Origin of the sequence: Paraburkholderia bryophila (assembly GCF_003269035.1) — a bacterium.
In the GTDB taxonomy this organism is placed as follows: Bacteria; Pseudomonadota; Gammaproteobacteria; order Burkholderiales; family Burkholderiaceae; genus Paraburkholderia; species Paraburkholderia bryophila.
Genome location: NZ_QLTK01000003.1, coordinates 365,425 through 388,356 on the forward strand (window position 1 = coordinate 365,425; position 22,932 = coordinate 388,356).

At 64.8% G+C, this 22,932-nt stretch carries 19 protein-coding genes and 2 pseudogenes; 17 read left to right on the top strand and 4 right to left on the bottom strand.

Features of this window, described 5'->3' with window-relative positions; all coding sequences use genetic code 11:
• Positions 1-114: 114 nt before the first annotated feature.
• From BX591_RS08405 to BX591_RS08415, 3 genes are read left to right on the top strand one after another with little or no spacing between them, the layout of a single operon-like run.
• Positions 115-1,353: an SfnB family sulfur acquisition oxidoreductase gene (locus BX591_RS08405; protein ID WP_111930189.1), complete on the top strand. Its 1,239-nt coding sequence runs from the start codon at positions 115-117 to the stop codon at positions 1,351-1,353.
• 37 nt (positions 1,354-1,390) lie between these two features.
• A complete protein-coding gene (locus tag BX591_RS08410) occupies positions 1,391-2,773 on the top strand; it encodes an LLM class flavin-dependent oxidoreductase (RefSeq protein WP_111930190.1) in 1,383 nt (460 codons plus the stop codon).
• A 51-nt stretch (positions 2,774-2,824) separates the two neighbouring features.
• Positions 2,825-3,907: a substrate-binding domain-containing protein gene (locus tag BX591_RS08415; RefSeq protein ID WP_111930191.1), complete on the top strand. Its 1,083-nt coding sequence runs from the start codon at positions 2,825-2,827 to the stop codon at positions 3,905-3,907.
• A gap of 126 nt (positions 3,908-4,033) precedes the next feature.
• Here BX591_RS08415 and BX591_RS08420 read toward each other — a convergent pair whose 3' ends face one another.
• Both BX591_RS08420 and BX591_RS08425 read right to left on the bottom strand, forming a co-directional pair.
• The gene (locus BX591_RS08420) at positions 4,034-4,891 is read right to left on the bottom strand and encodes a TauD/TfdA dioxygenase family protein (protein ID WP_111930296.1); all 858 of its coding nucleotides are present in this window, start codon (positions 4,889-4,891) and stop codon (positions 4,034-4,036) included.
• Positions 4,892-4,930: 39 nt separating this feature from the next.
• A pseudogene (locus BX591_RS08425) lies at positions 4,931-6,178 on the bottom strand (acyl-CoA dehydrogenase family protein); the annotation flags it as partial.
• Positions 6,179-6,508: 330 nt separating this feature from the next.
• Here BX591_RS08425 and BX591_RS08430 point away from each other — a divergent pair.
• The 8 genes and pseudogenes from BX591_RS08430 to BX591_RS08465 form a co-directional block, all read left to right on the top strand.
• A pseudogene (locus BX591_RS08430) lies at positions 6,509-7,450 on the top strand (aliphatic sulfonate ABC transporter substrate-binding protein); the annotation flags it as partial.
• Positions 7,451-7,702: 252 nt separating this feature from the next.
• Positions 7,703-8,170, top strand: coding sequence for a rhodanese-like domain-containing protein (locus BX591_RS08435; protein ID WP_111930192.1), 468 nt, complete (start codon positions 7,703-7,705; stop codon positions 8,168-8,170).
• A gap of 44 nt (positions 8,171-8,214) precedes the next feature.
• The gene (gene epsC, locus BX591_RS08440; protein WP_111930193.1) at positions 8,215-9,195 is read left to right on the top strand and encodes a serine O-acetyltransferase EpsC; all 981 of its coding nucleotides are present in this window, start codon (positions 8,215-8,217) and stop codon (positions 9,193-9,195) included.
• The gene (locus BX591_RS08445; protein ID WP_111930194.1) at positions 9,192-9,470 is read left to right on the top strand and encodes a helix-turn-helix domain-containing protein; all 279 of its coding nucleotides are present in this window, start codon (positions 9,192-9,194) and stop codon (positions 9,468-9,470) included. Before epsC ends, BX591_RS08445 begins: the two co-directional genes overlap by 4 nt.
• A gap of 150 nt (positions 9,471-9,620) precedes the next feature.
• Positions 9,621-10,553, top strand: coding sequence for a family 2A encapsulin nanocompartment shell protein (locus BX591_RS08450; RefSeq protein WP_025495879.1), 933 nt, complete (start codon positions 9,621-9,623; stop codon positions 10,551-10,553).
• Positions 10,528-12,600: a family 2A encapsulin nanocompartment cargo protein cysteine desulfurase gene (locus tag BX591_RS08455; RefSeq protein ID WP_111930195.1), complete on the top strand. Its 2,073-nt coding sequence runs from the start codon at positions 10,528-10,530 to the stop codon at positions 12,598-12,600. Before BX591_RS08450 ends, BX591_RS08455 begins: the two co-directional genes overlap by 26 nt.
• Positions 12,601-12,824: 224 nt before the next feature.
• On the top strand, positions 12,825-13,868 hold the full coding sequence (locus BX591_RS08460) for a sulfonate ABC transporter substrate-binding protein (protein ID WP_111930196.1): 1,044 nt from the start codon (positions 12,825-12,827) through the stop codon (positions 13,866-13,868).
• A 136-nt stretch (positions 13,869-14,004) separates the two neighbouring features.
• The gene (locus BX591_RS08465; RefSeq protein ID WP_111930197.1) at positions 14,005-14,760 is read left to right on the top strand and encodes an SDR family NAD(P)-dependent oxidoreductase; all 756 of its coding nucleotides are present in this window, start codon (positions 14,005-14,007) and stop codon (positions 14,758-14,760) included.
• Between the two features lie 66 nt (positions 14,761-14,826).
• On the opposite strand, the gene BX591_RS08470 is transcribed toward BX591_RS08465, so the two are convergent.
• Positions 14,827-15,705, bottom strand: a complete 879-nt coding sequence (locus BX591_RS08470; protein WP_244146876.1) for a LysR family transcriptional regulator — start codon at positions 15,703-15,705, stop codon at positions 14,827-14,829.
• Between the two features lie 239 nt (positions 15,706-15,944).
• Between BX591_RS08470 and BX591_RS08475 the strand changes: the two genes are divergently transcribed.
• From BX591_RS08475 to BX591_RS08485, 3 genes are all read left to right on the top strand, one after another.
• Positions 15,945-17,081, top strand: coding sequence for a C45 family autoproteolytic acyltransferase/hydrolase (locus BX591_RS08475; RefSeq protein WP_111930199.1), 1,137 nt, complete (start codon positions 15,945-15,947; stop codon positions 17,079-17,081).
• Between the two features lie 162 nt (positions 17,082-17,243).
• Positions 17,244-17,996, top strand: a complete 753-nt coding sequence (locus BX591_RS08480; protein ID WP_111930298.1) for an alpha/beta hydrolase — start codon at positions 17,244-17,246, stop codon at positions 17,994-17,996.
• A 4-nt stretch (positions 17,997-18,000) separates the two neighbouring features.
• Complete coding sequence (locus tag BX591_RS08485) at positions 18,001-19,368, top strand: MFS transporter (RefSeq protein ID WP_111930200.1); 1,368 nt, start codon at positions 18,001-18,003, stop codon at positions 19,366-19,368.
• A gap of 68 nt (positions 19,369-19,436) precedes the next feature.
• Here the strand turns inward: BX591_RS08485 and BX591_RS08490 are convergent, their stop codons facing one another.
• The gene (locus BX591_RS08490) at positions 19,437-19,895 is read right to left on the bottom strand and encodes a zinc-finger-containing protein (RefSeq protein ID WP_111930201.1); all 459 of its coding nucleotides are present in this window, start codon (positions 19,893-19,895) and stop codon (positions 19,437-19,439) included.
• 337 nt (positions 19,896-20,232) lie between these two features.
• On the opposite strand from BX591_RS08490, the gene BX591_RS08495 reads away from it, so the two are divergent.
• The 3 genes from BX591_RS08495 to BX591_RS08505 all read left to right on the top strand — a co-directional run bounded on the left by BX591_RS08495 (position 20,233) and on the right by BX591_RS08505 (position 22,868).
• Positions 20,233-20,775, top strand: a complete 543-nt coding sequence (locus BX591_RS08495) for a chromate transporter (RefSeq protein ID WP_176343029.1) — start codon at positions 20,233-20,235, stop codon at positions 20,773-20,775.
• 34 nt (positions 20,776-20,809) lie between these two features.
• A complete protein-coding gene (locus BX591_RS08500) occupies positions 20,810-21,346 on the top strand; it encodes a chromate transporter (protein ID WP_111930203.1) in 537 nt (178 codons plus the stop codon).
• A 214-nt stretch (positions 21,347-21,560) separates the two neighbouring features.
• Positions 21,561-22,868 (top strand): ABC transporter substrate-binding protein, encoded by a 1,308-nt coding sequence (locus tag BX591_RS08505; protein ID WP_111930204.1) that lies wholly within the window; start codon positions 21,561-21,563, stop codon positions 22,866-22,868.
• Positions 22,869-22,932 lie beyond the last annotated feature (64 nt).

A 22,932-nucleotide genomic window follows, 5' to 3' on the forward strand; every position in this document is an offset into this window, starting at 1 on the left:
CACGCGGCAACCATCGTTTGCCATCCGAAGGAATATCGATTGCCGAATCGTTCAGTTTGCGCGTGCGACGCCCGCTGATAGATTGAGCGAACGGTCATTCATATGGAGACTCCCATGGCAGAGGTTGACGAAGCGGCATCATCGAACACGCTCGACGTGAACCGGCAGGCGGTGCGTATCATCGTCGACGACGCGCAGGCCATCGCGGTCGCGCACGAACTGGCCGCGCGCCTCGCGCCAGGCGCGGCCACGCGCGACAGCGAACGCCGCTTGCCGTACGAAGAGATCGACTGGTTCTCGCAATCGGGGCTGTGGGCGATCACGGTACCGAAGGCCTATGGCGGCGCGGGTGTGTCGTTCGTCACGTTGACGGAGGTCGTGAAGATCGTCGCGGCAGCCGATCCGTCGCTCGGGCAGTTGCCGCAGAATCATTTCGGTCTGGTCGACGTGATCGCGCTGACCGGCTCGGAAGCGCAGAAACAGTATTTCTTCGCGCAGGTGCTGAACGGCAAGCGCTTTGGCAACGGTTTTTCGGAGAAGGGCACGAAGAACGTGCTCGACCTGAAAACCAGCGTGACGCGCGACGGTGACGATTACGTCGTGCAGGGCACCAAGTTCTATTCGACCGGCGCGCTGTTCGCCGACTTCGTGCCGGTGCTGGGACTCGACGCCGAACGCAAAGGCTGGCTCGCCTACATTCCGAAGGGCACGCCGGGCCTCACCGTGATCGACGACTGGTCGGGTTTCGGTCAACGCACCACGGCGAGCGGCACGGTGGTGCTGGAAAACGTGCGTGTACCGGCTTCGCATGTCTTGCCGGCGCACCGCGTGTCCGAGTTTCCGACCCTCAACGGGCCGGTTTCGCAGATCATCCAGGCCGCCATCGACGCCGGCATCGCCAAAGCCGCGATCGACGACACGCTCGGCTTCGTGCGTTCGCGCTCGCGGCCGTGGCTCGACAGTGGGGTCGAGCGCGCGAGCGACGATCCGCTGACCGTGCGCGAGATCGGCCATCTGCATATTCAACTGCATGCCGCCGAGGCGTTGCTCGAACGGGCCGCGCGCGTGATCGACGCGATCGCCGCGCAAGCTGAAACGAGCGAGGACGACGTGGCGCGCGCCTCGGTCGCGGTCGGCGAGGCCAAGGTACTGACCACGGAAGTCGCGCTGCTGGCCGGTGAAAAACTGTTCGAGCTGGCGGGCACCCAATCGACGCTCGCCGAACATAACCTCGATCGCCATTGGCGTAACGCCCGCGTTCACACGTTGCATGACCCCGTGCGCTGGAAATATCACCTGGTGGGCAACTACTACCTGAACGGCGTCAAGCCGGCGCGTCACCCGTGGAATTGACGCGGTTTCCACGCCACATTCTCAAACAGACACCATCATGGCCAGAGAAATTCGCCTGAACGCGTTCGACATGAACTGCGTGGGCCATCAGTCGCCGGGCTTATGGGCGCATCCGCGCGACATGTCGTGGCGTTACCGGCAACTCGACTATTGGACCGATCTCGCGAAGCTGCTCGAACGCGGCAAGTTCGACGGGCTGTTTCTCGCCGACGTGCTGGGTATTTACGACGTCTTCAACGGCAACGGCGACGCCGCGCTCCGCCAGGCGGCGCAAGTGCCGGTCAACGATCCGATCCTGCTGGTCTCGGCAATGGCGAACGTGACCACGCATCTCGGCTTCGGCGTGACCTGCTCGCTGTCGTACGAGCACCCGTATCCGTTCGCGCGCCGCATGTCGACGCTCGATCATCTGACCAACGGCCGGGTCGGCTGGAATATCGTGACGTCGTATCTGGATAGCGCCGCGCGTAATGTCGGCTTGCCGGCGCAGGCGAATCACGACGATCGCTATGCGCTTGCCGAGGATTATCTCGAGGTTTGCTACAAGCTGTGGGAAACCTCGTGGGAAGACGATGCGGTGGTGCGCGATACGGCGCGCCAGGTCTTCACCGAACCGTCGAAGGTGCATCCGATCAATCACCGGGGACCGTTTTTCAACGTGCCCGGCATCCATCTCTGCGAGCCGTCGCCACAGCGTACGCCGGTGATTTATCAGGCCGGCGCATCGAAGCGCGGCAAGAATTTCGCCGCACAGCACGCCGAATGCATTTTTATCGCCGCGCCGTCGCGCACGATTCTGAAGAGCTTTGTAGCCGATATCCGGGCGCGCGTGAAGTCGTTCGGCCGCGATCCGCACGACGTGCTGATTTTCAATCTGCACACGGTGATCACCGGCAAGACTTCGGCGCAGGCGCATGCGAAACACGCGGACTATCGCTGCTATACCAGTGACGAAGGCGCGCTCGCACTGATGTCCGGCTGGACCGGTATCGATCTGTCGAAGTATGACCTCGATGAACCGCTGCGCCATGTCGAGAGCAATGCGGTGCAGTCTGCCGTGGAGGCGCTCTCCAGCGCGGACCCGACACGCGTCTGGACCGTGCGCGAGATCGCGAAGTGGGGCGGCATAGGCGGGCTCGGGCCGCTCTCGGTGGGCAGCCCGCAAGAGATCGCCGACGAATTGCAGTCGTGGGTCGAGGAGACCGACGTGGACGGTTTCAATCTCGCCTATGCACTGACGCACGAGAGCTTTAGCGACTTCGTCGATCTGGTCGTGCCGGAACTGCAACGGCGCGGCGTCTACAAAACCGACTACGCCAGCGGCTCGCTGCGCGAAAAGCTGCATGGCAAGGGGCCACGGCTCGCCGAACCGCATCCGGGCGCGGCGTATCGCGTGCGAACGCCCGCGCATGCCGGCTAGCGCCTGCCGGTTTATCTGGAACGTCACTCACCAACAGGTTGGAGATCATCGATGAGATCGTTGTTTCGTCGCAAGCTGGATGTGAAACTCAAATCGGCGACGCTCGCTGTTCTGGCCGCGGCGCTGGTGGCCAATACTGCTGTTAGCGTCATCGCCCAGGCCGCGCCGCTCAAGGGCGCGCCCGCGCCGTTCGACAAAGGCGGCGTGAAGGTTGCGCTCGTCAACTATCTGTCGACCGGCGATTTCTTCCAGGCCTATGAAGCCGGTGCGCAGAAGCAGGCGAAAGCGCTCGGCATCGATCTGCGCATCTACGAAGGCCGTCAGGATGCCGCCGAACAGCGCGAGCAGATCCAGCAGGCGATCAGCCTGGGTGTCTCGGCGATCATCGTGAATCATGGCTTGCCGGAGTCGCTCAAGGACGTCGTGCAGCGCGCGTTGGACAAGGGCATCAAGGTCGTCGCATTCGACGTCGATCTCGGCAACCCGAAGGTGCCGCAGATCGAACAGAGCGATCGCGATCTGGCTTCGCTGTTGCTCGATCAGGCCGTCAAGGACAATGGCGACGGCTTTGCCGCAGGCTATGTCTACGTGGCCGGTTTCGCGCCGCTCGACCGGCGCGATGCGGTGTGGCGCGACTTCAAGGCGGCTCACCCGAAGGTGCAGGAAAAGGCGCGTTGGGGCACCGTGGACAACCCGATCGCGCAATCGGTGGCGAATCAGGCGGCTGCCGCGTATCGCGCGCATCCTGACATTCGCGTGGTGTTCGCGCCTTACGACGAATTCGCGCGCGGCGCGAAGCTCGCGGCGGACGAAGCGAACCTGTCGTCAAAATTGCGCATTTACAGCGCCGATATCTCGACCTCCGACATCGAAGCGATTCGCGCGCCGAACAGCGCCTGGGTGGCGACGGCGGCGACCAATTCGGCGGTGGTCGGCGCGGTGTCTGTGCGCGCCGCCGCCTTGTTGCTGGCCGGGCAGGCGCCCGCGCATCGGATCGTCGTCAAGCCGACCCTGATCACGCGCGACGATCTGGTGAAGAACAACATCCGGACGATTGCCGAACTGGGCGAGAAATTCCCAGCATTCCGTTCGAGCGATGCGGCTACGGCGGGGTGGATTCCGGCGGCGGAGTAGGAGGGAAGAGTAAGCGCGATGCAAAAAGCGGTCACGTGATGTTCTCACGTGGCCGCTTTTGTTTGAGCTTGAAGCAATGGCGTGGCTCGACGCTCGTCGCGCCGGACTTTCGTCCGGCCCCCCTCCTCAGAACGGCCGGCTGCCCGCCAGACTGATGCGCTTGAGCACCCGCCGCTGCGACGGCTCGAACTCCGTGCGCGCATGCAACGTCGCCTGATTGTCCCAGTAGACGATATCGCCGGCCTGCCACTTGTGCGTGTAAAAGAACCGCGGCGAACTCAGATGCGCGCGCAACTTTTCGATCAGCGCGGCGCCCGCGACCGGATCGTAATCGACGATTTCGACTTCGGTGCGCAGGCCCAGGTACAACAGCCGCTTGCCGCTTTGCGGATGCGTGCGTACCAGCGGATGCGCAACCCACGGTTCCAGCGGCGTGATATTCGGCGTGCGGTAGAGCGGAGCGCCGCCGTCGAGCGGAAACTTGCGGCGCAGGAACGGGTTATAGGTGATCAGCTTCAGACCGTCGATCCGTGCGCGGGTGGCTTCATCGAGTGCCTCGTACGCGGCGACCAGGTCGTACCAGCTCGTGTCGCCGCCTTGCTCCGGCACTTCGAGCGCATAGAGCAGCGAGCCGGACGAAGGCTCGGGCGTCCAGTGGTGATCGGAATGCGCGGGCAGATCGTGATTGCCGAGCAGGCCGTCGTCGACGTTCGATACCACGACGATGTCCGGCACCGCGCCGGCCGCATCCGAACCGAGCACCGGCGCATTACGCGGCGGTGTGTAGATGGAGCCGAAATAGCCGGCAAGGCGGCGGTATTGTGTGTCGTCCAGTTGCTGGCCGCGAAACACCAGAATGCGATGGTCGAGCAGTCCTTGCTTGAGGGCGAGGATATGTTGCGCGTCGAGCTCGCGTGCGGCATCCAGTCCGCTCACTTGCGCGCCGAGCGCGACGCCGTCGGGACGCGTGATGGAAAACTTCACTGAGCCCGCCTGTACGGTGGCCGGCTTCGCGTCCTTTCCATGCGCCAGGCTGAAGCGTTCGCTGGGCGACGTGCCGTTCAGATGAAACGCGCCGATGGCCTGCTCGCGCTGAATCGCCGGGTTATGCGACGAGATCACGCGGGCATTGCGCCAATGACGATCGAGCCGCAATCGCTCGCTGGTTGCCGACGCGCCACCCACTTCGAACAGCAGCGTGGTCGCCTCGAGCACCTGCGCGATCACGATCTGTTGCGCCTGGTAGGCTTCGATATCGAGCGCGATGTAGGTGGCTTCAGTCGCGCGGCCAGCCGCGCGTGCCTGTGACACGCGCTCCAGACTCTGCGCGAGCGCATTGACCAGGCTGTCCGCTGCATAACTCAAGCTTGCCAGCCGGCCGATCACACGTTGCACCAGCGGGTTGTCGCGCGGACTCGATTTGCCGGGCACGCCGAACGTGCGGGTATGCGCCCGCGCGAACGCCGTGGCATCGCGCAGCGCGGCACGGGCAATGCCGGCCAGCGTCGCGAGATGCACGTTCTGATAGAACGCGATCTGGAACGTGTCGTGCTGCGGCTCCGATAAACGATGGCGCAGCAGGATCTGTTCTTCCGTGACTTCGACGTTATCGAAACGCGTCGTGCCGCTCGCCGTGAGGCGTTGGCCGAAGCCATCCCAGTCGTCGATACGGTTCACGCCGGGCGCGTCGCCGCGCACCATCAGGTTGACGTCGTGTTCGCCGTCGTGCGCGTTGACGTTGATCCAGTCCGCGTACAGGGAGCCGGTGCTGTAGTACTTCTCGCCGTTCAGGCGCCAGAGGCGTGGGTCGTGCGGATCGCGGGTGAGGGTGACGGAATTGTGCGTCGACGCGGTGCGTTCCGACAGTGCCGCGCCAACCAGTTCGCCATTCGCCACGCGCGTGAGCCAGCGCTCGCGGGTCGCCTCGTCATCCCCTTCGAGAAGGTTTTCGATGAAGCCGACATTGAGCCGCAGAATTTGCGGCAGATTCGAATCGGCTTCGCCGAGACCGATCAGCAGGCGGAAAAATTGCGGCAGCGTGACGCCGCCACCGCCATAACGCTGCGGCACGCGCAGCGCGGGGAAGCCGGCTTCGCGCAACCATTGCACCGCTTCGTGGGCGAGTTCGCGCTTCTGTTCACGCGCCACGGCACCCACCGCGATGCGTTGGAAAACGTCGGCGAAACGTGCCTGCAAGGCGGCGTCACGGTCGCCGTCGGCGTGCGACGAAGGAATGTGCGCGTCGAGATGCTGCTGCGGAAGGGTCGTCATGCTGGGCGAGGGAGGTCGTGGCAACGCGTAAACATAAGCACGGCGAACGCAATGAACAAACAACGAAACGCCATATGAATATCTCGAACCGCGACGGGAGATCGACGTCGGCAGCGACTCTCGCCGTTATCCGGGTACCTGCTAAGCATAGCTAAAACGCTCGTTTATCCCGGCGATCCGGCGTTGTTAGGATCGGAGCTTCGTCGTATTGATTGACTGGACATTCAGGCCGTGACCCTCTCCATTTTTCGTTCGCTCTTTCGTTCTCTCTATCGTTCGCTCGCCCGCGCGACGTTGAGCTCCCTGTTGGCCGTGAGCGTGAGCGCAAGCCTGGGCCTGAGCCTGAATATCAGCGCGGCGCACGCGCAGACCGCCAAACCCGTGCCGGCGCCGGTAAAACTGCGCATCGGCTACCAGAAGTCCTCCACGCTCATCACCATCCTCAAAGCGCGCGGCTCGCTCGAACAGGCGTTGGCGCCGCTCGGCGTGACCATCACGTGGAACGAGTTCGCCAGCGGCTTGCCGTTGACCGAAGCGCTCAACGCCGACGCGGTCGACTTCAGCGCCGACGTGGCCGATACGGTGCCGGTGTTTGCCCAGGCCGCGCATGCCAGCTTCGTGTATGTCGCGCAGGAAGCGCCGTCGCCCGGGGCGCAGGCCATCATCGTGAAACGCGACGGGCCGCTGCATACGCTGGCGGATCTGAAAGGCCAGCGTATCGCCGTGACCAAAGCCGCGGGCAGCCACTATCTGCTGCTCGCCGCGCTCGCCAAAGGCGGCCTCACGCCGGCGGACGTGCGCATCAGCTATCTGACTCCCGCCGACGGACGTGCCGCGTTCGAGCGCGGCAGCGTGGACGCCTGGATCACCTGGGACCCGTATGTCGCGTCGGTGGACAAAGCGCCGGACGTGCGCATCCTCGCGAACGGCGAAGGGCTCGCGTCGTATCAACGCTACTACCTGGCGTCCACGAGCTTTGCGGCGGCGCATCCGGACGTGATCGGTACGGTGTTCGCGCAACTGACGGCGACGGGCGACTGGGTGCGCGCGCACCCGGCCGACGCGGCGCAGCTGCTCGCGCCGATCTGGGGGCTCGACGCGGCCACCATCGAGCGCGCTAACGCACGCCGCAGCTATGCCGTACGCGCGGTGGAACCCCAGAATTTCGGCGAGCAGCAGAAGATCGCCGATACGTTCTATCGCGCGGGTCTGCTGCCCGCGCCGGTCGATACGGCGAGTGCGTTGCGCTGGAATTTCAGCGCGAAGCGGGCCGCGTCCGCGTCGGTAGCGACATCGACAGCGACATCGACAGCGAAATCGACAGCGAAATCGACAGCGAAATCGACAACGGCGTCGACCGACTAGGCCGCAGCGACCAAACCGATGCTTCTTTGGAAATCACAATAAATTGGTTCGGCGGCGGCCGGCTCTCTCGCATAGTGTCTCCTGATGGCTATAGGCGGTTGATTTCGCCGCCGGCTCGAACCAGCGCGTAATGAATCGCGCGATATCGAAGGAGACGTCATGACGCTTGAACTCGCAGAACGAACCAGCCACGCGCTGCTCGACAGCGCCCGTTCCCGTGCCGCCGAAGCGGGTTTGCCCTACGCCGGCGGTCTGTCGCCGCAGGACGCGTGGGCGCTGGTACAGGCCGGCGACGCGGTGCTGGTCGACGTGCGCAGCGGCGAGGAACGCAAATTCGTCGGCCTCGTGCCGGACAGCGTGCACGTGGCCTGGGCGACCGGCACGAGCCTGACGCGCAATCCGCGCTTCGTGCGCGAGCTGGAAGCGAAGACCGGCAAGGACGCGCTGGTGCTGTTGCTGTGCCGCAGCGGCAACCGCTCGGCGCAGGCCGCTGAAGCAGCGGCGAAGGCCGGCTTCACGCAGGTCTTCAATGTACTGGAAGGATTCGAAGGGGAGCTGGACGACGCGCAACGGCGCGGCGCCAGCAACGGTTGGCGCTTTCACGGGCTGCCGTGGATTCAGGACTGAAGCGTCCTTGAGATCCACGTCGCACTTTACGGGGAGTCATCGCTATGGCTGTGTTTGATGTCGACGAGATCGTTCTCGCGTTGCAGACGGTCCGCCAGCAATGGCGTGAAGTGCAGAAGCGTTCGCTCGAACCGGGCGGGCGCGAATTGCCGGGGCGTGAAGCGCTCGCGCAAATCGTCGATACGCTCAAGGGCGTGCTGTTTCCGATGCGGCTCGGGCCGCCCGATCTGCGTCAGGAGAGCGAGAACTTCTACGTGGGTCACGCGCTCGACGCCGCGCTGCATGGGCTGTTGAGCCAGGCGCGGCTGGAGCTGCATTACCGCAGCCGCCACGACCCGCCGCCCGCGGCGGTGATCGAGGCGCAGGCCGGCATCGTGGTGCGCGCATTCGCGGCGCGTCTGCCGGCGATCCGCGGCCTGCTCGACAGCGACGTGCTGGCGGCCTTTCACGGCGACCCCGCCGCGGGCAGCGTCGACGAGGTGCTGCTGTGCTATCCCGGCGTGCTGGCGATGATCCATCATCGGCTCGCGCATGAGCTCTATGGCCTCGGGCTACCGTTGCTGGCGCGCATCGTGGCCGAACACGCGCATGCGCAGACCGGCATCGACATTCATCCGGGCGCGCGGATCGGCGCGGGTTTCTTCATCGATCACGGGACCGGCGTGGTGATCGGCGAGACGGCTGTCATCGGCGAACGGGTGCGCGTCTATCAGGCTGTCACGCTGGGCGCGAAGCATTTTCCACGCGACGCGCAAGGGCATCTGGAGAAAGGCCACGCGCGCCATCCGATTGTCGAGGACGACGTCGTGATCTATGCAGGCGCAACGATTCTCGGCCGCGTCACGCTCGGCCGGGGCTCGGTGATCGGCGGCAATGTGTGGCTCACGCAGGACGTTGCGGCGGGTTCGCATGTCACGCAGGCCGTGTCGCGCAACGAAGGCACGAGTCCGGCCGTGGTCCACGAACTCACGCCGTCCTCGGTACGTAGCGTGGCGCACGCCGTGGCTGCCGGAGCGCCGCGATGAGTGGTCTGCTCGTGCGGGAATTCGGCGCCGCGGTGCGGCGCCTGCGCGAGGCGTCCGGCTGGTCGCAGGAGCAACTGGCCGAATATGCCGGGCTCAACCGCTCGTATGTCGGCGAGATCGAACGGGGTTCCGCGATCGCGTCGATCGTCACGCTCGACAAGCTAGCGCGAGCCTTCGGCGTGCCGGTGGAACGTCTGCTCGGCGATGCGAGCGTGCCGCCCGACGCCGCCGCGCTGACCCACGCCGCGCTTGCCGGTCCCGCTGCAATTCGCTAGATCGGACTCGCTGCCGGCTAGATCGGACTCGCCGCTGTTTGCCCTCGTTTGCCGTCTATAGCATGTTGAACGGCCACGCCGCGCTCCCGATAATCGCTTTCGTTCATAAGCTTTCCCGTTTTTCTTCTATCAAACCCGGAGCTCTTCCAGATGACAGCAACCGTGGGCGGCCTGACGGCGCTCGGCGATACCGCAGCAAGGCAACTAGCCAATGCCACTAAAACCGTTCCGCAACTCGCCACGATCACGCCGCGCTGGCTCACGCATCTGTTGCAATGGCTGCCGGTCGAGGCCGGTATCTATCGCCTGAATCAGGTGAAGAATCCGGAAGCCGTGAAAGCCGCCTGCACCGCGCGCGAAGACGAGAGCATCCTGCCGCGCACCTTCGTGCCGTATGAAGAGCAGCCGCGCGAATACTTCCTGAATGCGGTCAGCACGGTGCTCGACGTGCATACGCGCATCTCGGATCTGTACAGCAGCCCGCACGATCAGATCAAGGAACAACTGCGCCTCACGATCGAGACGATCAAGGAGTTGCAGGAAAGCCAGTTGATCAACAATCCGGACTACGGCCTGCTCGCCAACGTGGCGGAAGAACAGCGCGTGTTTCCGCTGACCGGCGCGCCGACGCCCGACGATCTCGACGAACTGCTGACCCGGGTCTGGAAAGAGCCGGCGTTCTTCCTGACGCATCCGCTCGCGATCGCCGCGTTCGGCCGCGAATGCACCCGCCGCGGCGTGCCGCCGCCGACCGTGAGCCTGTTCGGCTCGCAGTTCCTGACGTGGCGCGGCATTCCGCTGATTCCGTCGGACAAGGTGCCGGTCGCCGACGGCAAAACCAAGATTCTGCTGCTGCGCGTCGGCGACAAGCGCCAGGGCGTGGTCGGTCTGTTCCAGCCGGGTGTCGCCGGCGAGCAGGGTCCGGGGCTGTCGGTTCGCTTCATGGGCATCAACAACCACGCGATCGCGTCGTATCTGATCTCGCTCTATTGCTCGCTGGCGGTGCATTCGCCGGACGCGCTGGCAGTGCTCGATGACGTGGAGATCGGCAAGTACCATGACTACCCAGACACCTACAAGTAAGCCCATGGAGAGCGTCCTGCCGCACGACGTGCCGAGCGGTCCGCCGGCGGGCTTGCCCGATCCGGCCGTGCTGGCCTCGCTCGCCAATGCGTTCTTCGCGGCGCTGCCGGGGCAGTCCGCGCAGGCGGGCGGTGTGCCCGGCGTGGCGGGCACGTTGCCGCTCACGGCGCCGGTCACCAGCGAGATCGGCAATCCGGCGCCTGCCGGTTCGCCGCTCGCGGGGCCGGGCGGCACGGGCACCGGGGTGCCGGGCGCGGCGTTGCCGCAGGGGCATCTGCCGGGCGGCAACCTGCTGCCCTCGGCACCGACCCAGGTGCTGTCGCTGGGTAACCGCGCGCCGGCTCTCGCGCCGCACGCGGTGGCGCAGAACGGCTTGCCCGATAGCGTCGTGACGGTTGCGCCCGCACTCGATCCGCGCTTCGGCGGCGCCACGTTGGGCGTGCCGGAAGGGCACGGGGCGCAGCGGCCGTCGGTGGGCGGTGCGCCGCTTTCGTCAGCTTCGTCGGCTGCGTCTGCTTCGCCGGCTTCGGCCTCGCCGTTTTATTTTGTTGGCGAGGCTGAACAGGCGCGCGGCTCGCATGTCGCGTCGCCGGAGATCGTCGTGCCGGGCTGGCAAGAGGTCAGCGGGCAGGCCTTCGGTCTGCCCGCCGTCGATCAACCGCTCGCCGGGCAGCGTTTTCCGTACGACCGGCCGGGGGCGTCGCCGTCAGTGCCGGCCGGCACGGCAACGTCGCCTGCGGGTGGCTCGCATTACTTTCTCGATCTGAGCGAAGCCTCGCGTGGACCGGCTGCCGCGGACGACGTGCCGCATGCGGGACTGTCTGCCCACCCGCCGTTCGACGTGAATGCGATCCGGCGCGACTTCCCGATTCTGCAGGAGCGTGTCAACGGCCGTCAGTTGGTGTGGTTCGACAATGCCGCCACCACGCACAAGCCGCAGGCGGTGATCGACCGGCTCGCGTATTTTTATGCGCACGAGAACTCGAATATTCACCGCGCGGCGCATGCGCTCGCCGGCCGCGCCACCGACGCGTACGAAGCGGCACGCAGCAAGGTGCAGCGTTTCATCGGCGCGGCGTCGCCGGAGGAAATCGTCTTCGTGCGCGGCACCACCGAGGCGATCAATCTGATCGCCAAAACGTGGGGCGTGAAGCACGTGGGCGAGGGCGACGAGATCATCGTCTCGCATCTGGAGCATCACGCGAACATCGTGCCGTGGCAGCAGCTTGCCGCGCAAACCGGTGCGAAACTGCGCGTGATTCCGGTCGACGACAACGGCCAGGTACTGCTCGACGAATACCGGCGTTTGCTCAACGACCGGACCCGGATCGTCTCGGTCACGCAGGTGTCGAACGCGCTGGGCACGGTGGTGCCGGTGAAGGAAATCGTCGAGCTCGCGCATCGCGCGGGGGCCAAGGCGCTGGTCGACGGCGCGCAGTCGGTGTCGCATATGCGGGTGGATGTGCAGGCGCTGGACGCGGACTTTTTCGTGTTCTCGGGGCACAAGCTGTTCGGTCCGACCGGTATCGGCGTGGTGTACGGCAAGCGCGCGATCCTGGAGGACATGCCGCCGTGGCAAGGCGGCGGCAACATGATCGCCGACGTCACCTTCGAGCGCACGGTGTTCCAGCCGCCGCCGAACCGTTTCGAAGCCGGCACCGGCAATATCGCCGACGCGGTCGGTCTGGGCGCGGCGATCGACTACGTGCTGCGGGTGGGCATCGAGAATATCGCGCGCTACGAACACGATCTGCTGGCGTATGCGACGAGCGTGCTGCAACCGGTGCCGGGCGTGCGTCTGATCGGCACGGCGCGCGACAAGGCCAGCGTGCTGTCGTTCGTGTTGAAGGGCTATGAGACCGAAGAAGTCGGTCAGGCGTTGAACGAGGAGGGCATCGCCGTGCGCTCGGGGCATCATTGCGCGCAGCCGATCCTGCGACGCTTCGGCGTGGAGGCGACCGTGCGGCCCTCGCTCGCGTTCTACAACACCTGCGACGAGGTCGATGCGCTGGTGTCGGTGGTGCGGCGGCTTTCGTCGCGACGCTGACGGCTGGCGTTTCAGGCTTCGCGGTTCTTCGCTCTGACGGGGCCGTGTCGACGCCGTCAGGTGGCTGCTTTGGTGGCCACCTGACGGCGTTTTTTGCATGGCATGAACGTTTTGCCAGCAGGCGGGGCAACGGTGCATAACCTTATGAACTTTGCTTGGTTGCCCGGCGCGGTGCGAGCCGCTAACTTCAGCGGTTTAGCGTCCACCTCTCTACTGGCCAGCGTATGACATCCCGCGACCCGTTTCACACCGACACCCCGGCTCTCATCGACTTGAGCGACCCGCGTGACCTTAGCGACCCGCGCCGGCGCACGCTTCTGAAAGCCGCCGCCGCCGGCGTGGCGAGTTTCGCCGCGGGCACGCTGCTGCCCTCGCAACAGGCGCGGGCGCAAACGCCGTCCAACGGTAAAACCTTGCGCATCGGCTTTCAGAAATACGGCAACTTCGTCGTGCTCAAGGCACGCGGCTCGCTGGAAAGGCGTCTCGCCGCGCAGGGCGCGTCGGTGCAGTGGCTTGAGTTCCCCGCCGGTCCGCAACTTCTCGAAGGTCTGAACGCGGGCGCGGTGGACGTGGGCACGGTGGGCGAAACGCCGCCGATCTTCGCGCAGGCCGCCGGGGTCGACTTTGTCTATCTCGCCAACGAGGCGCCCGCGCCGAAGGGCGAAGCGATCGTCGTGCCGCACGACTCGCCGATTCGCTCGGTCGCGGATCTGCGCGGCAAGAAGGTCGCGCTGAACCGCGGTTCGAACGTTCATTATTTGCTGGTCAAGGCCTTGCAGCACGCGGGCCTGTCGTACACCGACATCCAGCCGGTCTATCTGACGCCGGCCGACGCGCGCGCCGCCTTCGTGCAGAACAGTATCGACGCCTGGGTGATCTGGGACCCGTATCTCGCCGCGGTCGAACGGCAGGCCAACGCGCGCGTGATCGTCGATGGCGAAGGGCTCGTGCGCAACACGCAGTACTACGTCGCCGCGCGCAAATTCGCCGACGCGCAGCCGCAGTTGCTGCGCGAACTGCTGGCCGAACTCGATCAGGTCGACAAGTGGAGCCGCGATCATATTCCGGCGGCCGCGAACCAGTTGTCGCCGCTCGTCGGACTCGACGCGCCGACGCTCGAACTCGCGTTGAATCGCGCCAGTTTCGGCGTGCAACCCATCAACGCCGCCACGCTCGATTACCAGCAACAGATCGCCGATACGTTCAGCGAGTTGAAGCTGATTCCGAAGAAGCTGATCGTGTCGGATGCGAAATGGCGCGCGGCGTGATGTGACAGCAAGCTCGGCGCAGCGCGATTACACTGGCGCGATCTGCCTCGATTCGTTGAAGCGTGCCGATGTCGCGTCAGCTTCGTCTGGTCGCTTTGACGCGTCTCTATATCACCGCGCCTGAATGGAGAACATCATGAGTGAAACGGTCGTATCGAACCCGGCGCACGCGCGTCTTGCGTGGATCGCGGGTGTGGGGGCGAGCGCCGGACTCGGCGCGGCGCTGGCGCGTCGATTTGCACGCGAAGGTTTCAGCGTGGCGGTGACGGGCCGCTCGCACGAGCGTCTTGCGATCGTCGTCGACGAGATTCGCGCGGCGGGCGGGCAAGCGCAGGCGTTTCCCGGCGACGTCACCAGTGAGCGCGATCTGAATGCGATCGCACGGCAACTCGCAAAGCACGGCACGCTTGAAGTTGCGATTTTCAACGCGGCAGGCGCGACCCGTGCACCGACGCTCGAACTCAGCGCGGAACAATTCGAGGCGGCCTGGCGCGTCACGACGCTAGGCGGCTTTCTGTTTGCCCGTGCGGCATTGGAGCCGTTGCTCGCAGCCGGTCGCGGCTCGCTGCTATTCACCGGCGCGACGGCGGCGCTGCGCGGCCGTCCGCCGTTTGCCGCATTCGCGTCCGCCAAAGCCGGCTTGCGTTCGCTCACGCAAAGTCTCGCGCGCGAATTCGGTCCGCGCAATATTCACGTGGCGCATGTGGTGGTGGATGGCGGGATCGACGGCGAACGTCTGCGCACGTCCGCGCCGCAGCGGGTTGCCGAGCGTGGCCCGGACGGTCTGCTCAACCCCGACGAAATCGCCGACGCTTATTGGCATTTGCATCAGCAGGGGCGCACGGCGTGGTCGCAGGAAATCGATCTGCGGCCGTTCAACGAATCGTTTTGAGTCGACGGGCTTCCGGGCGGGGAGCGGTGCGCGTTACGAAACACCGCTAAAAACACGCCCTCACACTCACTCCGCCAGCGCCGCGAGCAACTGATTCTTCACGATCGCGGTCGCCAGCGGCTGCCGCCCAAACTCATACCAGCCGATGTGCCGGCGCCACGCCGTGCCCGGAATCGGCCTGACCGACAACAGCGGGTCGTCGTCCCACGCGGCATGCCGCAGACGCGGCACGATCGACGCGCCCACGTTCTGCCGGACCAGATCGGCAATCGCGGCGATCGAATTCATTTCCAGAATCGGCTTGACGTCGACGCGCAAGCGCCGCAGCAGGCTCGTGACATGCGTGCCGGTCAGCGACGACGTCTCGAAGCCGATAAACGGCAGACGCTTGAGCAAGGTGCTCACCGTTGCGTCGTCCGGCGCGCTCGCGGGATTGACCAGCAGCACCAGCGGCTCGTCGTAAAGACGTTCCCATAACTCGGGCAAGGTGGTCACGCGCGGTTCGCTGACGATCACCGCCGCGTCGATTTCCCCCGCCCGCACCTGGCGCGCCAGTTGGGCGCTGTCGCCGTGCGCGAGGCGTACCTTCAGACGTGGATACGAGACCTTCAGCCGGATCACGTTGGCGGCCAGAAAGCCCATCGACGACACCGTCGAGCCGATCGTGATCGAGCCTTCCACGCTGAGTTCGTCCGCTACGCCGCGCAACAGCGAGTCGTACGCGGCCACCACCGCGCGCGCCTGTTCGATGATCGAGCGGCCGGCGTCGTTCAACTGGATGCTGCGCCCGCTGCGGTCGAACAGTTGCCGCTCGCACACCCGCTCCAGCGTACGCATTTGCGCGCCGACCGCCGCATGCGTCAGCGCGATGCGGTCTGCGGCGGCCGCCATCGTGCCGTGTTTCTCGATGGCGAGAAACGTGCGCAGCATTCGAATTTCACTCATGCCGGATTCTCCTCAAAGGCCTTTGGGACGTGCGCGCGGAGCACGAATTCTCTTCATTCGCCTAAGCCCGATGATCGCACGAAACAAAAAAATTCTTTCCTTTCGGTAAAGAAAATAACGCTTTTTATTTTATTTGTGGCTCATGAGAATCGATCTGTCATAAATCGAATCGATGTCGTCAGCGCGGGGTCGCAAGCCGCGTGGCGGCGTCGTTGGCAGCCAGGGCGAGGAAACCCAACATGTCGCAAAACCAGCAGTTTTCGCAGTTTCCCTTTATCAGCGTGTCCGGCACGCCGCACGCGCGCGGCGTGCAATACGGCCGCGCGGCTGCGGCGCGGGTGCGCCTGAGCGCGTCCCGTTACGGTCAGACGCTGCGCAATCTCGGCTATAGCGAGGCGTCGCAAACGGCCTTGATCCGCTCGCTCGAACAGGTGATCGGCGAATTCCAGCCGGCCTATCTGGACGAAATGCGCGGCATCGCCGAAGGCGCGGACGTGCCGTTCGAAGACATCGTGATGATCAACGCCCGCACCGAGGTGCTGGCCAAAGCGCGCGCCGAAATGGCCCTGCAAGCCGACGACGAAGACGGTTGCACGGGCGTGCTGGTGCTGCCCTCGCGTTCGTCGAACGGGCAATTGATTCATGCGCAGAACTGGGACTGGAAGGCCGATTGTGTCGACACCGGCATCGTCTTGCGGGTGCGTAACGACGACGGCCCCGACTTTCTGACCTTCGTCGAAGCGGGTGGCCTCGCCCGCAGCGGGCTCAATGCGGCGGGCGTGTCGATCACCGCGAACTATCTGGAGTCCGAGCGCGACTTCATGCAGATGGGCGTGCCGTTGTCGCTGCTGCGCCGCCGCGTGCTGGAAGAACCGGTGTTTTCGAACGCGTTGCGGGTGATCGCCACCACGCCGAAATCGTGTTCGAACAACATCATGCTGGGGATGGCCGAGGGCTTCGGCATCGACTTCGAATGCGCGCCGAACGAGGCGTTCCCGATCTATCCGGGCGACGATCAACTGATCGTGCACGCGAACCACTGGGTCAGCCCGGTGGCGCGCACCAAGTTGCTGGACACCGGTTGCGAGAGTTCGCCGGACAGCTACTACCGCGACTGGCGCGTGCGTCAACTGCTGAACGCCACGCCGAAGGTGGACCGCGACGCCGTCAAGGCCGCGCTGTTCGACGCCTTCGGCACGCCGTATTCGGTGTGCCGTCCGCCGCGTCCGGGCACGCGCCACAACCTGACGGCGACGGTCGCGATGATCGTCATGCAGCCCGCCGCGGGCGAAATGGATGTCGCGCCGATGCCCGCGCTGAATCGCGTTTTCACGCGTTACAGCCTGCACCACGAGCCGCTCGCCGAGGTGGCTTGAGCGGTATCGGTTCGCGCGGCAGGTTCTGAATTAGTTAAAAAGGAATGACAGATGTTCGATGCAGAAAAGCGCTCCGCACCCGGTCATGAAAAAGCGCAGGCGCTCTACGACCTGGGGTCGACCACCGTCTACGCGAGCCGTCACGACGCGCGCTTTCCCTACGTGCTGTACGTGCCGCCTGAAGTCATGACGCCCGGCAACGACGTGCAACTGGTGGTCGCGATGCATGGCACCGGCCGCCAGTTCACGCAATACCGCGACGCGTTCGCGCCGTTCGGCCGCTGGAACCGCTGCATCGTGCTGTGCCCGCTGTTTCCGGTGGGCGTGCGCGGCGACGGTGATCGGAACGGCTTCAAGCGCTTGATCGACGGCGATATCCGCTACGACCAGGTGCTGCTCGACATGGTCGGCGAAGTGGGTGAGCGGTATGGCAAACGCTTCGAGCGGTTCGCGCTGTTCGGCTATTCGGGCGGCGGGCAGTACGTGAACCGCTTTGCGTACGCGCATCCGGAGCGGCTGTGGGCGGTGTCGATCGGCGCGCCGGGCAATGTGACCGTGCTGGATCATTCGAAAGACTGGTGGTTAGGCCTGGGCGGTTTCGAGCGCCACTTCGGCAAGCCGTTCGATCTGGCCGCCTTGCAGCGTGTGCCGGTGCAGATGATCGTCGGCCGGGCGGATCTGGAGACCTGGGAAATCACGGTGCCCGAAGATAGTGCGATGTATCTGCCGGGTATCAACGACGCGGGCGCCACACGTCCGGAACGCTTGCGTACGCTGAAGGCGTCGTTCGAAGCCGCCGGCGTGCGCGTGCGCTTCGACGAGCTGGCCAATATCGCCCACAACGGCATGCAGGTCGTCGACGTGGTTCAGGATTTCTTCGCGCAGGCGTTGCGCATGCTGCGAGCCGGAGGTTAGACCCATGCCCACCCCAAGCGACGCCGGAAAGCTCTGGAAAACCATCGTATCGACCGTGATCGGCGGCACGTTCGAGTGGTTCGACTTCATGGTGTACTCGTATTTTTCGAGCATGATCGCGCGGGTGTTTTTTCCTACCGTCGATCGCAGCGGGGCGTTGCTGCTGACCTTCGCGACGTTCGCGGTCGGCTTCCTGGTGCGTCCGCTCGGCGGTGTGCTGATGGGCATGGCGGCGGATCGCGTCGGACGGGTCCGGGTGCTGTCGTGGATCATGGTCCTGATGTCGATGGGCTCGCTGATCCTGGGGCTGACACCGGGGTATGCGACCCTGGGGCTGCTCGCGCCGCTGCTGGTGGTGGTCGGCCGTCTGGTGCAGGGCTTTGCGGTGGGTGCGCAGTTCGCGCTGTCGTCGGTGACGATTTACGAAGTCGCGCCGCCCGGGCGCAAGATGTTTTACGGCAGCTTCAATATGCTGTCGATCGGGGTCGCGGCGATGCTGTCGTCAGGGTGCAGTTTCCTGCTGTCGAAACATCTGTCGCATGCGGATCTGACGGCCTGGGGTTGGCGCGTGCCGTTCTTGATCGGCGCGCTGGTCGGACCGATCGGCTTCTATATCCGCCATCACGTCGACGAGTCGGACGAGTTTCATCGCATGCAGGCGCGCCCCGCGGCGCGGGCGCCGGTGCGCGAACGGATGCGCGACTTTGTGCGTGATAACGGCGACGCCGTGGTGTGCGCGATGGGCGTGATGATCGCCGGCACCTCGCTGAACTACGTGTGGAATGCGTATTTGCCGACCTATGCGCAGATGCAGTTGCATCTGTCGTTGAGTTCGTCGCTGCAAGGGGTGTTCGTCACGAGCATCGTGATGTGCGTGCTGTCGCCGGTGTTCGGCCTGCTGGCGGATCGGGTCGGCGCGTACCGGCTGTTTTTCTTCTTTATCGCGGGCTGGCTGGTCTGCGTGTTTCCACTGTTCGCGTACCTGCTGGCCGAGCCCACCGAGAGCAGTCTCATGGTCGTGCGACTGATCGGCATTCTGTTCCTGACGCTGCAGGGCGCCGCGCATCCGGGGATGCTGGTGAAGATTTTCACCGTGCAGGGGCGCTCTACCGGCGTGGCCATTTCGTATAACACGTCGGTCATGCTGTTCGGCGGGCTGGCGCCGTTTTATATCTCGCTGGTGGCGCACTTCACCGACGCGCGCTTCATTCCGCCGAGCTACCTGTTCGGCACCGGCGTGCTGGCGATCCTGCTGGTTCTCGGTACGCGTACCGGGCGGCGGGTGTTGCAGGCCGACCGGGAGGAACGCGGGCAACGCACGGCGCGCGAGGCGGGCATGCAGCGCGAGAATTCGACGGGAGACGCGGTTTGAGTCGGCGTGGATCTGGTGTCTGGACTTGCTGCTTTGGCTCGCTGCTTTAGCCCGCTGCTTTAGCCCGCTTAACCGCGCTCGTCCGGCGCCCCGCTGCGGCGTTGCGCGATGAAAACCTCGACATGAGCGATCGCCTGCTCGCATTGTTCCAGCGACAGGTGATGGATCGACGCCGGCAGCGGATCGAACCCGAGTTGTTCGGCCACCCAGCGGATTGCCTTCGCGCGCGCTTCGAACGGATTCACCTGGTCACGCCGGATCTTGCCCGCGACCAGCGGCTCGAGCACATCGTGCAGGCGGCTTTTGGCGTCGCGCAGCGCGGCGTCGGCGAGCCGCCCCAGCGGCACGTTGCGCGTACTGCGCGCGTGAATGCCGATCCACGCCTGACACGCGGCGCAGATCCACACCGGGCCGTGATCGTCGCGATACGGATAGCTCTCGTCCCCGCTGCGCGCGAGCACGGCACGCGTGCCGCAGTAATCGCAATCGGGTTGGGGAAGGGCTTTGACGGGGCGGCCTACACGCAAGACTTCGATCTCCGGGTGAGTTGATGGGTTTGCACCCACGGGTTTGGCCCCGTGGATTCAGACTCGCATTCCCGCGATTTTAACGGGCTTGGCGGCGCCCATGCCCAGAATCCAATTTGCGCGCTTGCAGCCCTGCGGGCGAGCATGTGCGGATATGATTCAATCCATTCGCGTCGTTGGGAGGCAACGACGTCTTTTTAACTTTCACCCGCCTTGCACAGCGCGTAGGGAGAAGACCTTGGCCAAGGGCACAGACGAGACAGACCGGCATGAAACGGACAACCCGGCCGCGAAGCGAAACGGTCTCGCGTCACGCACAGGCCCATCGTCCGGCGAGGTGAGCACGCTCGGGCTCTTCCTGATTTTTACCCGCATCGGCCTGACGAGTTTCGGCGGCGGCCTGAGCGGCTGGTTTATGCGCGAATTCGTGCAGGATCGGCAGTGGCTGACCGAAGAGGAATTCCTCGACGGCCTCGCGTTGTCGCAGGCGCTGCCGGGCGTCAACGTCAAGAATCTGGCCATCTGGATCGGCTATCGCCTGCTGGGCTGGCGCGGCGCGGTTGCCGGCTTTTGCGGCATCGTGTTCCCGCCGGCGGTGACGATCGTGCTGCTCGGCGTGTTCTTTTCCGCGATCGCCTATCTGCCGCTCACGCATATCGCGCTGGCCGGCGCGGCGGCAGCGGCCATCGGTCTGTCGCTGAGCATGGCGATCACGGCGGCCCGCCGACTGCCGCGCCGGCTGTTTCCGTACCTCGTGCTGATCGCTACCTTCGCGGCGGCGGCGTTGTTCCGCGTGTCGCTCGTATGGACCGTGTTGATTGCCGGCGCGCTGAGCGTCGGCTACGAATATCTCCGTTCGTCACCAGCGCAGCAGCAGTAACGGGCGTCCGTCCACTTTCATTCAGCGCTATCCCGTGTCCAGAAATCTAGCCGCCCTGTTCGCCGTCTTCGCTCCGCTTTCCATCGTCACGGTCGGCGGCGGGCAGGGCATCATCGCCGAGGTTCAGCGGCAAGTGGTCGACGTGCATCACTGGATGACGCACGCGCAGTTCCTCAGCGACTTCGCGATTGCGCGACTCGCGCCGGGACCGGCGTCGTTGCTGGCAACCTTGATCGGCTGGCAGGTCGGCGGTTCCGGTGGCGCACTCGTCGCGACGCTGGCCCTGTTCGGGCCGACCGCGTTCCTGATGTACGGCGTGGTGCATGTGTGGAACCGGCATGAAGGCGCGCGCTGGCTGAACGCGTTGCAGGCCGGTTTGCGGCCGGTCGCGGCGGGTCTGATACTCGCGGCGGTCTACGTGCTGATGAAGGAACTCGACGGCGGCTGGATCGCCTGGCTCACTGCGGCGGGCGCCACCGTGCTCGTGATGAAAACGCGCATCAACGCGATCGTGCTGATCGCGGGCGGCGCCGCGTTGTTCGTCGCGGTGCATTACGCGGGTCTGCTGTAGGTCTCGCTGTATTCGTTGTGGTTCGAAAGACCCACGCCTCGCTCTCGCACCAAAGCCGCTTCCCTCACTGACGCATTTTGTGCAGCGCATCCAATGTGCGCGCAAAAAGTATCGGCGCTTTCCGCCTTTTGCAGTGGCTGGCCGTGGGCCCCGGCCACTACAGTTCTCATCACCGTACGCAGGCTCTGCTGCCCAATGCAGCACCCGTACGGCGATGCCAAAGAACATTCAAAAAGCGGAGACAAGCGTGAAATCCATTCAATGGTTGACAGCGTGCGCGGTGGTGGGCGCGAGCCTTCCCGTGCTGGCGACGGCGCAGACTTGCAACGTTCCCGTGCTCAAGGTGCTGGCGCAAAAGAGCCTCGGCCTGACGGTCATGGAGAAGTCGCTGCCCGATTATGAAAAGCGCAGCGGCACCAAAGTCGAAATCAATTACTTTGGCGAAAACGACCGGCGCTCCAAATCGCGCCTGGATGCGTCCACGGGCGCGGGTTCCTATCAGATCTACTACGTCGACGAAGCGAACGTCGCCGAGTTTGCCTCGGCCGGCTGGGTCGTCCCGCTGCTGAAGTACTACCCGAAAGACGCCGATTACGACGACTTCCTGCCGGGCCGGCGCGCGGTGGCGAGCTATAAAGGCGTCGCTTATTTTGCGCCGCTGATCGGCGGCGGCGACTTCCTGTTCTATCGCCGCGACCTGCTGGAGAAGGCGCATCTTCCGGTGCCGAAAACGCTCGACGAACTCGTCGCCGACATCAAGAAGCTCAATGCGCCGCCAAACATGTACGGCTGGGTGGCACGCGGGCAACGCGGCTCGGGCATGAACGTATGGCGCTGGGCGCCGTTCATGCTCGCCGAAGGCGGCACGTGGACCGACAAGAATCAGGCGGCCGCCTTCAATTCGCCGGACGCGGTGAAGGCCACGTTGCTGTATCGCGACCTGTTCAAATACGCGCCTCCCGGCGCGGCCACTTACGACTGGAGCAACGCGCTCGAAGCGTTCCGTTCCGGCAAGGTGGCGTTCATGATCGAATCGACGCCGTTCGCCGACTGGATGGAAGACCCGACCAAGTCGAGCGTGGCGGACAAGGTGGGCTACGTCAGACCGCCTGCGCCGTTGCCGTCCGCAGCCTATGGTCACGGTCTGGCGATTTCGTCGGTGGGCGCCAAGGACGAATGCACGCGCCAGGCCGCCGGTAAATTCATTGCCTGGGCGACCGGCAAGGACCAGGAACAGGCCCGCTTGCGCGACAACGTGTTTAGCGATTACAACCGCACCAGCACGATCAAGAGCGATTACTTCCAGAAGCACGTCAAGCCGCAGATTCTCGCCGGGCTGAACGACACCAATCCGGTCACCAAGGTCACGATCTGGTCGAGCCCGCAGTGGCCCGATATCGGCGACAACCTCGGCATTGCACTCGAGGAGATATTCACCGGCACGCAGCCCGATGTTCAGGCCACCCTGAACGACGCCGTGCAGTACGCGCAGGACGCGATGGAGCACGGCGCGAAGAAGTAACGTGGCCGCCCCCTGAGCGTGGCTTGCATGCCGCGTGCCGCTGGGGCACTGCAGATCGGATCGG